General features: G+C 70.9%; 11 protein-coding genes. 5 read left to right on the plus strand and 6 right to left on the minus strand.

Translation table 11 applies throughout. The annotated features are described in order from the left end of the window. Positions 1 to 26: 26 nt before the first annotated feature. Positions 27 to 686 (minus strand): 3-oxoacid CoA-transferase subunit B, encoded by a 660-nt coding sequence (locus tag KBC94_RS11170; RefSeq protein ID WP_294369995.1) that lies wholly within the window; start codon positions 684 to 686, stop codon positions 27 to 29. Beyond that, complete coding sequence (locus KBC94_RS11175) at positions 686 to 1,393, minus strand: 3-oxoacid CoA-transferase subunit A (protein WP_294369997.1); 708 nt, start codon at positions 1,391 to 1,393, stop codon at positions 686 to 688. Before KBC94_RS11175 ends, KBC94_RS11170 begins: the two co-directional genes overlap by 1 nt. Positions 1,394 to 1,530: 137 nt before the next feature. On the opposite strand from KBC94_RS11175, the gene KBC94_RS11180 reads away from it, so the two are divergent. Continuing rightward, positions 1,531 to 2,325, plus strand: a complete 795-nt coding sequence (locus KBC94_RS11180; RefSeq protein ID WP_294370000.1) for an IclR family transcriptional regulator C-terminal domain-containing protein — start codon at positions 1,531 to 1,533, stop codon at positions 2,323 to 2,325. 216 nt (positions 2,326 to 2,541) lie between these two features. Then, positions 2,542 to 5,613, plus strand: coding sequence for an EAL domain-containing protein (locus KBC94_RS11185; RefSeq protein WP_294370002.1), 3,072 nt, complete (start codon positions 2,542 to 2,544; stop codon positions 5,611 to 5,613). 15 nt (positions 5,614 to 5,628) lie between these two features. Here KBC94_RS11185 and KBC94_RS11190 read toward each other — a convergent pair whose 3' ends face one another. Genes KBC94_RS11190 through KBC94_RS11200 form a run of 3 tightly spaced genes read right to left on the minus strand, consistent with a single transcriptional unit; the run spans position 5,629 to position 7,789 of the window. Then, entirely contained in the window at positions 5,629 to 6,831 is a 1,203-nt protein-coding gene (locus tag KBC94_RS11190; protein WP_294370008.1) for a beta-ketoacyl-[acyl-carrier-protein] synthase family protein, read from the minus strand. Continuing rightward, positions 6,828 to 7,079 (minus strand): acyl carrier protein, encoded by a 252-nt coding sequence (locus KBC94_RS11195; protein WP_017759745.1) that lies wholly within the window; start codon positions 7,077 to 7,079, stop codon positions 6,828 to 6,830. Before KBC94_RS11195 ends, KBC94_RS11190 begins: the two co-directional genes overlap by 4 nt. A gap of 26 nt (positions 7,080 to 7,105) precedes the next feature. Further along, positions 7,106 to 7,789: a phosphatase PAP2 family protein gene (locus KBC94_RS11200; RefSeq protein WP_294370011.1), complete on the minus strand. Its 684-nt coding sequence runs from the start codon at positions 7,787 to 7,789 to the stop codon at positions 7,106 to 7,108. Positions 7,790 to 7,880: 91 nt separating this feature from the next. On the opposite strand from KBC94_RS11200, the gene KBC94_RS11205 reads away from it, so the two are divergent. The 3 genes from KBC94_RS11205 to KBC94_RS11215 all read left to right on the plus strand — a co-directional run bounded on the left by KBC94_RS11205 (position 7,881) and on the right by KBC94_RS11215 (position 10,530). Next, on the plus strand, positions 7,881 to 8,315 hold the full coding sequence (locus tag KBC94_RS11205; RefSeq protein WP_234197961.1) for a DUF1841 family protein: 435 nt from the start codon (positions 7,881 to 7,883) through the stop codon (positions 8,313 to 8,315). 57 nt (positions 8,316 to 8,372) lie between these two features. Further along, entirely contained in the window at positions 8,373 to 9,359 is a 987-nt protein-coding gene (locus KBC94_RS11210) for a tripartite tricarboxylate transporter substrate binding protein (RefSeq protein ID WP_294370018.1), read from the plus strand. 295 nt (positions 9,360 to 9,654) lie between these two features. Next, the gene (locus KBC94_RS11215) at positions 9,655 to 10,530 is read left to right on the plus strand and encodes an SGNH/GDSL hydrolase family protein (RefSeq protein ID WP_294370026.1); all 876 of its coding nucleotides are present in this window, start codon (positions 9,655 to 9,657) and stop codon (positions 10,528 to 10,530) included. 73 nt (positions 10,531 to 10,603) lie between these two features. On the opposite strand, the gene opgC is transcribed toward KBC94_RS11215, so the two are convergent. Further along, a complete protein-coding gene (opgC, locus tag KBC94_RS11220) occupies positions 10,604 to 11,797 on the minus strand; it encodes an OpgC domain-containing protein (protein WP_294370028.1) in 1,194 nt (397 codons plus the stop codon). Between the last annotated feature and the right edge of the window lie 26 nt (positions 11,798 to 11,823).

Consider the following 11,823-nt stretch of genomic DNA (forward strand, 5'->3'; position numbering starts at 1 on the left):
TGGGAATCGGATGAAAGAGGGGGGGTTCAGTCGGCAGCCGTGTCTTCGGCAATGGGCAGGCCCACCAGCCGTTCGAGTTCCTGCAGCGACAGGCCCGGCACGCGGTCGATGCAGCGCAGGCCCTGCGATGTGCAGGCCAGTGTCGCCAGGTCGGTGTAGATGCGCTTGACGCACGCGAGACCCGTGAGCGGGTAGCTGCACTGCGCCACGACCTTGCTCACGCCCTGCTTGGTCAGCAGGTCCATCATGACCCAGGTCTGCTTGGCACCCGTGGCCAGGTCCATGGCGCCGCCGACGGCCGGGATGGCGCCGGGCTCGCCGGTGCTCCAGTTGGCCAGATCGCCCGTGGCGCTGACCTGGAAGGCGCCCAGCACGCAGATGTCGATGTGGCCGCCGCGCATCATGGCGAAGCTGTCGGCATGGTGGAAGTAGGCGCCGCCCGGCAGGAGCGTCACGGGCTGCTTGCCGGCGTTGATGAGGTCGTAGTCCTCCTCCCCCGCGGCCGGCGCCGGGCCCATGCCCAGGATGCCGTTCTCGCTGTGCAGCACCACCTCGCGGCCCGCGGGCAGATGGTTGGCCACCAGCGTGGGCTGGCCGATGCCGAGGTTGACGACGGCACCGTCGAAGATGTCCTGTGCCACGCGGGCGGCGAGCTGGTCCTTGGTTCGGCGTTGGTAGTCGGCCATCACGCCACCTCCTTCTTCTTGAAGCCGCCGGCCTGGGTGGCCGTGCGGTCGATCTTTACCACCCGGCTGACGAAGATGCCGGGCGTGACGATGGCCTCGGGGTCGAGCGTACCCAGCTCGGCCACCTCGTGCACCGTGGCGACGGTCGTCTTCGCGGCCATGGCCATCACGGGGCCGAAGTTGCGCGCGGCCTTCCGGAAGGTGAGGTTGCCCCAGCGGTCGCCCCGCTCGGCCTTGATGAGGGCCAGGTCGCCGTGGATGGGGAGTTCGAGCACGTAGTGCTTGCCATCGATCACGCGGGTCTCGCGGCCGGCCGCGAGTTCGGTGCCGTAGCCTGTCGGGCAGAAGAAGGCACCGATGCCGGCACCGGCGGCGCGGATGCGCTCGGCCAGATTGCCCTGGGGCACCAGCTCCAGCTCGATCTTGCCGGCGCGGTAGAGCCCGTCGAAGACGAAGCTGTCGGCCTGCCGCGGGAAGCTGCAGATGATCTTGCGCACCCGGCCGGCCTTGAGCAGCGCGGCCAGGCCGGCCTCGCCGTTGCCGGCGTTGTTGTTGACCACCGTGAGGTCGCGCGCACCCTGCGCGATGAGGCCGTCGATCAGCGCGTCGGGGATGCCGGCCGTGCCGAAGCCTCCGATCAGCACCGTGGCGCCATCGGGCGTACCCTGGAGCGCCTCCTCCACCGAGGCGGCGAGTTTGTCGATCATGCGGGGTTCCTTCTTCAGGGACGCCAGCCTTTGCACGGGCGGGCGCGGGTCACGGGAAAGTCGACGGGGAAAAGCCGGAAGATGTTCGCAATACGAACATTTGTTCTTAGAATGAATTCTAGCCCGCTTCCTCGACCATGCCATCCACCCCGTCTTCCACCGAAGTCCCCGAAGCGCCACGCCCCGGCGACGGTTTCGTGCAGTCCTTCGCCCGCGGCCTGCAGGTCATCCGCTCCTTCAGCGCCAGCGCGCCGCGCCAGACTTTGAGCGAGGTCGCGGCCGCCAGCGGCCTCACCCGCGCCGGGGCGCGCCGCATCCTGCTCACGCTGCAGACGCTGGGCTATGTGGAAAGCGACGGCCGCTTCTTCTCGCTCACGGCGCGCATCCTGGACCTGGGCTTCGCCTACCTGTCGTCGATGCCGATCTGGAACCGCGCCGAGCCGGTGATGGAGTCGCTGGTGGCCCAGGTCAAGGAGTCGTGCTCGGCCGCGGTGCTGGAGGGCACCGACGTGGTCTACGTGATGCGCGTGCCCACGCACAAGATCATGCGCATCAACGTCGGCATCGGCTCGCGCCTGCCGGCCTACTGCACCTCGATGGGCCGTGTGCTGCTGGCCGCCCTGCCCGAGGACGAACTGCAGCGCCGCCTGGCCGCCTCGCCCATCGCCCCGCTCACGCGCCACACGCTGACCGATCCCGAGGCCATCGCCGCGCGTATCGCCCAGGCGCGGCGCCAGGGCTGGTGCCTGGTGAACCAGGAGCTGGAGGAAGGGCTGATCTCCATCGCCGCACCGGTGCGCGACCGCGCGGGCCGGGTGCTGGCCGCGCTCAACATCAGCGGCCAGGCCAACAGGACCAGCGCCAAGGTGATGCAGGACAGCCTGCTGCCGCCGCTTCTGGACGCCGCGGCGCGGGTGTCCAGCCTGCTGTAGGGTCGCCGCCGAACCCGTAGATTTGATCTAGCGCAATACAAGCAGGGGCGGCGCTGCCCAGAATCGGCGCGCCATGCGCCCTCCCTCCCTGCCCCCGCGGCCCTCCGGGCGCCTGCACCCGCCGCCGCGGTCCGATGCCATGGCCGGATGCGGCGCCATGCCCGCCCGGCCGCACCGGCTGGCACCGTCACCTCAGGCCTTGCCGAAGGCCGCCCCGTGAGCGCGGCGCCCTCCGCCCCACCCTCGGACTGGGGCAGCCTCCAGCCGCGGCACGCCCTGGCCGCGCCGGCGGCGGCCCCCGATGCGCGCCCGGTGCAACTGCCCCGCGCCTGGTACCTGCGGGTGGGCGCGATGGCGGCGCTGCTGCTGGCGGGCCTCACCCTCACCTACCTGCGCGCCGATCCGGCACCGGCCAGCGCGCACATGGCCTTCCTGTGCCAGTTGCTGGGCGTGCGCGAGGCCGATGCCGGCTTCGATGCGCAACTGCTTTCGCTACAGGCCGGGCGCACGGTGGACGACCGCGCGCTGTCGCAGTTCGCCACCCGGGCCGCGCAGCAGATCCAGCAGCTGCAGGCCCTGCCCGACGTCGTACCCGCGGCGGATCGGCCCGCGCTGCAGCAGGCGCTCGCCGCCCTGCGCACGGCCATGGAGGCCAAGGCCGCCGGCCTGCCAGACTTCCGGCGCAGCCACCTCGGACTGGTGCAGGCCCAGGCCGGCCTGCCCTCTGCCGCCCAGGACCTTCTGCAGGCCACCGAGAGCACGCCGCTGCAAGGGGCTGCCCGGCGCTACGTGCTCGGCTTCCTGCCGGGCAGCGGCAACAGCGACAGCGACGGCGCGGAGGCCGACGCGGCGGCCGAGGCGCTGCGGGTGGCCGCCCAGTCCGACCCCGCGCTCGCCCTGCCCGTGCAGCGCCTGCTCACCCAGGGCGACACCATCCATCGCCTGCGCAGCGCCCGCGACGGCGCGGTGGACGCCGTGCGCAGGCTCGACACCACGGCCCGCATCCAGGACGTGCAGCGCCGCTACGAGGAAAGTTGGCGGCGCCTGGACGCCGAGGCCCACGCCTGGCGCCTGGTGCTGTTCGGCCTGGCCATGCTCATGGCCGCTTACCTGAGCTGGGCCTTCCTGCAGTGGCACCGCATGCAGCGCCAGCTGGCGGGCGCCCATGGCGAGCTGCAGCGACGCTACCAGGCGCAGCTGGCGGCCGAGCAGCGCCTGAAGCTGCATGCCACCGCCTTCGAGAACGCCTACGACGGCATCACCCTGACCGACGCGCGGGGCAACATCGTCGACGTCAACCCGGCCTTCTGCCGCATCACCGGCTACAGCCGCGCCGAGGTGATCGGCCGCAACCCCAGCATGATGCAGTCGGGCCGCCACGACCGCGCCTTCTACACGGCCATGTGGAAGCGCATCCTGGAGACGGGCAACTGGAACGGCGAGATCTGGAACCGCAACAAGTACGGCGAGGTGTACCCGGAGCTGCTGTCCATCTCGGCCATCCGCGACGGCCACGGCCAGGTCAGCAACTTCGTCGCCGTGTTCGCCGACATCCGGCACCTGAAGGCGCAGGAGAAGCAACTGGCGCGCATGGCCTACTACGACGCGCTCACCGGCCTGCCCAACCGCGTGCTGCTGGCCGACCGGCTGCAGCACGCCGTGGCACGGGCCCGCGGGCGCGCCACGGTGCTGGCCGTCTGCTACATGGACCTGGACAACTTCAAGCCCGTCAACGACGGCCATGGCCATGCGGCGGGCGACCTGGCGCTGGTCCAGGTGGCGCGGCACCTGCAGGCGGCCGTCCAGCCCGACGACACGGTGGCGCGCACCGGCGGCGACGAGTTCGTGCTGCTCTTCGAGCGCAGCGACACCGAAGGCTGCCACCGCATGCTGCAGCAGGTGGTGGATGCCATCACGCTGCCGCTGCAGGTGGGCGGCGGCAGCCACACGCTCACCGGGAGCATCGGCGTCACCTTCTTCCCGCAGGACGAGGTGGAACCCGAAGCCCTGCTGCGCCATGCCGACCAGGCCATGTACCGCGCCAAGCAGGCCGGCGGCGGTCGCTTCCATGTCTTCGATGCCGAGGACGACCGCCATGCCCGCGATGTCGGCCACCATGCGCAGCGCCTGCGGCAGGCCATGCGCAACGGCGAGCTGGTGCTGCACTACCAGCCCAAGGTGGACATGCGCCTGGGCACGGTGCTCGGTGCCGAGGCGCTGATCCGCTGGCAGCATCCCGAACGCGGGCTGCTGCCGCCCGGTGCCTTCCTGCCCCTGCTGGAGGACGATGCGCTGACCATCGACCTCGGCGAATGGGTGATCGAGCAGGCGCTGGTGCAGGCCGGACGCTGGGCAGCCGCCGGCCTGCGACTGCCGGTGTCGGTCAACGTGGCCAGCGCGCAGCTGCAGGCGGCCGACTTCATGCGCAAGCTCGGCCTGGCGCTGGAGCGGCATCCGGACGCGGCGGACCTGCTGGAGCTGGAGATCCTGGAGACCACCAGCCTGGACGACGTGGTCAAGGCCGCCCGCATCATCGAGCAATGCCACGCCCTCGGCGTGCATGTGTCCATCGACGATTTCGGCACCGGCTATTCCTCGCTCACCTACCTCAAGCGCCTGCCCGCGCGCACCATCAAGCTGGACCAGAGCTTCGTGCGCGAGTTGCTGGAGGACAGCGACAACCTGGTGATCGCGCATGGCGTGATCCGGCTGGTCCACGCGCTGGACCGGCGGGTCATCGCCGAAGGCGTGGAAAGCGAGGCCCACGGCCGCCTGCTGCTGCAGATGGGCTGCGACCGCGCCCAGGGCTACGGCGTGGCCCGCCCCATGCCGGCGGCCGACCTGCCGGTCTGGGTGCAGGTGTGGCAGCCGCCGCAGGCCTGGCGCGACTGCGCGCGCGTGCGCTGGACGGACGAGGTCTATCCACTGCTGCTGGCCGAAGTGCAGGCGCGCGGCCACCTGCAACAGCTGCGCCATGCGCTGCAGCACGGCCGGCGCCTCACAAGTCCGGTGATGCCGCCGCTGCCGACCTTGCCCGACCCCGCCGCAGCACCCACCCTGTCCGCCGTCGACCGCCTCGCGCTGGTCGACCGGGTGCGCCAGGAGCACGCCATCGTGCGCCGGCACAGCGACGAGGTCGGACGGGCGCTTGCTCTGGGAGCGATCGACGAAGCCCGCTCCCGCGTCGACACCTTGCAGGCCGCGCATGCGCAACTGCTGCGGGCCCTGGCCGACATGCAGTTCGCGCTGGCCTCGCCTGCCACCGCGCGACAGGCCGTGCCCGGCTGAAAGCCGGGCGCGCGGTCAGGATCGTTCGAACAGCAGCACCGCGTTGGAGCCGCCGAAGGCGAAGGAGCTGCTGACGGCCGCCCGCAGGTCGGGCGCATCCAGGCCGGCCGCCGGCACCAGGTTCAGGCCGAAGGCCGGGTCGGGCTGCTCGGCATGGGCATTGGGCGGCAACTGGCCGTTCTTGACCGCCAGCACGGTGATGGCCGCCTCCAGCGCGCCGGCCGCACCCAGCAGGTGGCCATGCAGCGCCTTGGTGGAGCTGACGCGCAGCGCGCCGATGGCATCGCCCCAGACGGCACTCAGCGCCTCGGCCTCGACGCCGTCGCCGATTCGGGTGGCGGTGCCATGGGCATTGCAGTAACCGACATCGGACGGCTGCAGGCCGGCCACCTGCAGGGCGGCGCGCATCGCGCGGGCCTGGCCGGCCGCGTCGGGCTTGGTCAGGTGGGTGGCGTCGCAACTGTGGCCCCAGCCGGTCAGTAGGGCATGCGCCGCGGCGCCGCGCGCGCGGGCGCGCTCGGCCGATTCGAGCACCAGGAAGGCCGCACCCTCGCCCAGCGCGAAGCCGGCCCGGTCGGCCGCGAAGGGCCGCACGGCGCGCGATTCCTCGCCCGCCACCACCGGCGCCAGCGTCTGCATGGCCTGCCAGGCCAGCACCACGCCGGGCACGATCAGCGCCTCGCTGCCGCCCGCGATGGCCACATCGACCTCGCCGCGCTGCACCGCCTTGGCGGCCTCGGCGATGGCCACCGCCGACGAGGCGCAGGCCACCGAATAGGTGAACACCGGCCCGCGCGCATTCAGCCGCATCGCCACCTGCGACGCCGGCGCGTTGGGCATGAAGGCGGGAATGGTCAGCGGAGGCACCCGGCCGTTGCCGCGGTAGGCGGCCTCCAGCGCCGTGGCGCCGCCCATGCCACAGCCGCCGTAGACACCGAGGCGCTCAGGCGCCACATCGCGCAGTGCGCCGGCATCGCGGACGGCCATCTCGGCGGCGGCGACCGCCAACTGGCTGACCCGGTCCACGCCGGGCAGCTGCAGCTTGGTGAACCAGCGGGATCCGTCGAACTGCAGCGTGGCCGCGGCGGCGGGCTTGGGCAGGTCGGGAAAGACGGGCCGGATGGCGGATTCGCCCCGCATCAGGGCCGCGAACATGGCCTGCGCGTCCTCGCCATGCGGCGAGACCACGCCCAGCCCCGTGATGGCGACCTGCGTCACGAGGCCTGCTTCGCGGCCGCCTCGGCACGCGCCTTGTCGACCACCGCGGCCAGGCCGGCGAGGGTCTCGATGCTCGGATCCGGATCGGGCATGGAGATCTTGAAGCGGTCCTCGATCTCGAACAGGAATTCAACCAGGGCGAGGGAATCGAGCCCCTTGTCGCGCATGGACTCGTTCGGGTCCAGGGTGGCAGGGTCGATGCCGTATTTCTCCTGGATCAGATCCTGCAATTCCTTCAGCGAGCTCATGAGTCTTGTGTCTGTAATGTCAAATTTCATGATAGCCGTTCGATCCGCGGGGCCTCGTCCGGCTCGCGCCAGCGCCACCGCAGCGAGGCCGCAGCAAACACCAGGCCCAGCGCCGTGCCGCCCACCACGTCCCAGGCCACATGCTGCCGGGTGGCCAGCGTGGACCAGGCGATGGCCAGCACCCAGGCCAGGCTCGTCAGCCGAAGCGCCGCCGGCGCCCCCACGCGCCGCAGCAGGTGCTCGATCCATACCGCCGTGAAGACGGAGATGGCCACGTGCATCGACGGGCAGGCATTGCCCGCCGCGTCGATGCCGGCCAGCAGCGCGAAGCCGGGCGCATCGGCGCGGTCCAGCGGCAGCGGAGGAATCTGCGTGGGCCACAGGTAGAAGATCATCAGCCCACAGGCGCACAGCGCCCCCGCCCAAACGCCATAGACCAGAAGCGGCATGAAGCCGCGCAGCAGCCCCGGGGCGATGCCCACGTACAGCCACAGCGACAGGTAGGGCACCAGCGCAAGGGGCTCGAAGGGCACCCAGGCATCGACCCAGGTCAGCGGCATGACCAGGGGTGGCCGCGCCGGGTGGCGCAGCAGGTAGAAGTAGCCGATGAAGAACACCCACACCCAGATGGTGGTGCCGACGATCTTGAGCGGGGCGCGCTCGCGCATTCGGGAGCCCAGTTCGCGGGCCCAGGGGGGCAGGTTGGTCATCCGGACGGTGAAATGGGGAATCCGCGATCTTGCCTGATGCGCAAGACAGCCCCGCGGCGGCAGCGTGGTGGCCGGTGCTAACCTCGGCAGGATGTTCAATCCCACCCAGGAAGACGTACGGCGCTTCTTCTGCGCCGTCCACGCCAAGCACCGCGCCGGCCAGCCCATGGAGGCGCTCGAGATCATCGCCGCGGAGTGGATTGCGCAGCACCCCGAATACCACGCCGACCTGGCCGACGCCGACGCCGCCGTCGCCCGCGTCTACGACGGCAAGGACGGCCGCGAGAACCCCTTCCTGCACCTGTCGATGCACCTGTCGATCAGCGAGCAGTGCTCCATCGACCAGCCGCGCGGCATCCGCCAGGCGGTGGAACTGCTGGCCGCGCGCCGCGGCTCGCTGCTGGAGGCGCACCACGAGGCCATGGAGTGCCTCGGCCGCATGATGTGGGAAAGCCAGCGCGCCGGACGTCCACCCGACGGCCATGCCTACGTCGACTGCGTGCAGCGCAAGGCGACGCGCGACTGAGCGCGGCTGCCGGATCTCCCCTCTTTCCCCTCTTCCCTCCCTCGCCAAGAACGAGACATGCACAGCAAACGCCAATTCCTAGCCCATTCCGCCGCGCTGGCCGCCGGCAGCCTGCTGCCCGGCCTGGCCGGGGCCCAGGGCACCTTTCCGTCGCGCCCGATCCGCATCGTGGTGCCCAATGCCGCCGGCGGCGGCGCCGACCTGACGGCCCGTGCCGTGGGCCAGGCCATCGCCGGCCCGCTCGGTCAGGCGGTGGTGATCGACAACAAGCCCAGCGCCGGCGGCATCGTGGCGGGCGAGACCGTCTCGCGCGCCGAGCCGGACGGCCACACCCTGCTGCTGATCTCCAGCGGCTCGGCCGTGAGCGCGGCACTGTTCAAGACCATGCCCTTCGACACGCTGAAGGACTTCGCGCCCATCTCGCTGCTGGCCACCTTCGACCTGGTGATCGCGGTGGCCGGCAACAGCCGCTTCAAGAGCCTGCCCGAGATGGTCAGTTGGGCCAAGGCCAATCCCGGCAAGCTCAACATCGGTACGCCGCAGATCGGCACCACGCAGAACCTGGCGGCCGAGATGTTCAAGCTCACGGCTGGCATCGACGCGCAGGTGGTGCCCTTCAACGGCACCCCGCCGGTGGTGACGGCTGTGCGCGGCGGCGAGATCGACGCCATGGTCGACATCCTGGGCCCGCTGGTGACGCAGATCTCGGGCAAGACGCTGCGTGCGCTGGCCGTGCTCGGCAAGGACCGCGCGCCCCAGCTGCCCGACGTACCCGCCGCCCGCGAGACCGGCCCGGCCTTCGCCCAGATGAACCTGAGCTCCTGGAATGGCCTGGCCGCGCCCGCAAAGACGCCGCCCGCCGTGGTGGACCGCCTCAGCAAGGAGATCCAGGCGGCCCTGGCCAAGCCCGAGTTGGTCCAGCGCCTGCGCGACCTGAACCTCACGGCGCGCAGCAGCACGCCGCAGCAGGCACGCGACTTCCTGGCGGCCGACATCCAGCGCTGGAGCGACGTGATCGCCAAGGCAAAAATCCAGAAACTTTGATCCCCCCATGCCGCTTCGCGGCTCCCCCCTCTCTACAGCCTTCGGCTTGGAGGGGGCGCACCCAGAGGCCTGGCGGAGCCAGTTCCTCGGGTGCCCTGGCATGGCCTGCTCCGCGGCCGCTCGATCAGGGCAGAGGCATGCCGTCCCTTGCCAATAAGAGGAGCCGTCGCCCGCGTGGCGAGTGCGGGAATGGGCGGCCGCGCTGGCGCATCGGCGACAGGCTGACCTAACATCCGTTGCTTTTCGGACAGCCGTCAACCGATTGCGCTGCCGTTCGGTTGAGTTCTTCGTGCCGATGACACTCCTGCCCCACCTTTCGTCCCGCCTCGGTGCGCGCGTGCGCCCGGTGGCCCTCGGTCTTGCCGCCCTGCTGGCGACCGCTTCGGCCCTGGCGCAGAGCCCGGTGGCCGTCGCCGCCAACGCGCCCTCGCCCGCCTACCTGGCGGCCCATGCGCGCTGGAAGGCCTCTCTGGAGGCCTTCGAGAAGGCGGACAAGGCGGCCCTGCCGGCCGAAGGCGGCGTGCTCTTCGTCGGCAGTTCCACGGTGCGGATGTGGACCAACCTGGCCCAGGACTTCCGCAATTGGCCGGTGGTCATCAACCGCGGTTTCGGCGGCTCGACCATGGCCGACTGCAGCCTCTTCGTGCGCGACCTGGTGGTGCGCTACAAGCCCAGCCATGTGCTGGTCTACGCCGGCGACAACGACCTGGCCGAAGGCCGCACGCCCTTCCAGGTGCTGGAAGACTTCGCCCTCTTCGTCAACACCGTGCAGAACGAGCTGCCGGACACGCGCATCAGCTACATCTCGATCAAGCCCAGCCCGTCGCGGGCCCACCTGCTGCCGAAGATCCGCGAGACCAACGACATCATCGCGGCCTACCTGCGCACCCAGGCCAAGTCGGACTTCATCGACATCTTCAACCCCATGCTGGGCGCCGACGGGCAGCCGCGGCCCGAACTCTTCCTGCCGGACCGGCTGCACATGACCGAGGCGGGTTATCGCGTCTGGCATTCGGTGATCGCCAGCCAGGTGCAGCCGACGGCCGGGGCGCAGGCGGCGACGCCCGTGCAACCCCCGCCTGCGGTGGGCGCCTCCAGCGCGGCGGCCGCACCCTCGGTGCCGGCGATGGCGCCGACGGGTGCAATGACGACGGCCAGCCGGCCGCACTGACCGGCGACACCCGGCCGGCCCTGCGTGGGTCCGGCGGCGACATGGCCGCGGGCGGTACCCCAGCCGCCCGGCTTCAGGTCAGGCCGGCAGATCCGGCGGGCGCAACGGCCTTCGCCGACCCCAGGTCCTCGGGCGGCTGAACCGTCTCTTCGGGCGGCGCGGCATCCGCGTTCTGGGTATAGCGCGCCACGGCCCACATCCACGCCAGCACCACGGCCAGCAGCAGCGTGTCGCCCCACCAGGGCCGCGAGGTCTGGCTGTCGCCGAAGATGGCCAGCACGGTCAGCACCGCCACCAGATGGGCGCAGAAGGCCGGCAGGGAGGCTCGGCCCATCGTCTCCAGCCAACGCACACGCGGCAGCCAGCGGGCCCAGGTCGGACCGAAGCGGATGGCCACGATGCCCAGCGCGATCAGGTTGAGCAGGCGCAGCGGCCCCAGCTGCCACTTGTCCACCCACAGATTGCGGGCGATGTCCGCGCCGAAGGGCGCCTGGCCATGCTCGCCGAAGTGCCGCCAGTACAGCCCCACCAGCGCCACCGCCACCGCCGGCAGAACCACCGCCCAGTGCAACCGCAGGGGCCGGGCATGCGGCGCGCTGCGCGTGAAGCCCAGCCACAGTCCACCGAACCACAGGAACTGCCAGGCATAGGCATTGAAGGCGCCCATCTCGTTGAAAGGCACCGGCAGGCCCGTCAGCGCGAAGGTCCAGCCGTACAGCCATTCGCTCATCCCGTACTGCGCGCCGATCCACAGCAAGGCGCTGGCCACCATGACCGCCGGCCAGCCCCAGCGCTGATGGCGCAGTGCGAAAGCCAGCACCCAGGGGCTCAGCAGCATGAAGAAGATGTACATCGGCAGGATGTCCAGCAGCGCCGGCTCGTAGACCAGCAGCAGGCCGAAGACGAAGCCTTCACCGGGCTGCGCGAGGTACCAGGACACGAGATTGGTCACCGCCGGCTGCATGCGCCGCACGCCCAGCGCCGTGATCACGGTGAACAGGAAAAGCAGCAGCGCCGCATGCGCCAGGTAGATCTTGAGCACCCGCCGCCAGAAGGCGCTGCGCATCGACTCCACGCCATCGCGCCGTGCATAGCGGCTGTAGACCAGCCCCGCCATGAAGGCCGACAGCAACACGAAGCCCTCGGCCGCGGACACCCAGCCGAAGGGCTGGCCGAGCGGGTCGGTGAAGTGGGTGGGCAGGTGGGTGACGGTCATCAGCACGAGCATCAGCCCGCGCAAGGCGTCGATTTCCCAATGGCGTTTCATGAGGCGGGTGGCGGCGGTCGGGCCTG

Source organism: Pseudacidovorax sp., from assembly GCF_017991995.1.
Lineage (GTDB): Bacteria > Pseudomonadota > Gammaproteobacteria > Burkholderiales > Burkholderiaceae_C > Xenophilus.